This window comes from Bacillus sp. SIMBA_008 (assembly GCF_046535495.1).
Taxonomy (GTDB): domain Bacteria; phylum Bacillota; class Bacilli; order Bacillales; family Bacillaceae; genus Bacillus; species Bacillus subtilis.
Window position 1 is genome coordinate 1 of the sequence record NZ_JAWRWL010000147.1, and the last position, 344, is coordinate 344.

Annotated in this window: 1 protein-coding gene; it reads right to left on the reverse strand. The window is 60.8% G+C overall.

The genetic code is table 11. From position 1 onward, the window contains the following. Positions 1 to 344, reverse strand: a 344-nt coding sequence (locus SB658_RS22560) for a carbohydrate ABC transporter permease (protein ID WP_410602452.1), incomplete at both ends; no start/stop codon positions are given.

The window sequence follows — 344 nt, forward strand, 5'->3', positions numbered from 1 at the left end:
ACCAACGGCCAGAGGAACTGGTCCCAGCTGTCGAGGAAGCCGAGCACGGCGACAACGGCAATTGATCCGCGAACGGAGGGGAGCATGATCGACCAGAAGGTGCGGATCGGCCCGGCGCCGTCTACAACGACCGCCTCTTCGAGTTCGTCTGGCACGTTCATGAACGCTTGCCTCATGACGAAGATCGAGACGATGGACACTGCTTGCGGCAACACCACGCCCAACAGAGTGTCCTGCAGCCCTAGCCCACGGGTGACAATCAGCGTCGACACCATGATGACTTCGAACGGCAGTGCCGCCGTGGCCAGCAGAATCGTGATGTACAGACCGCGGCCTCGGAAATT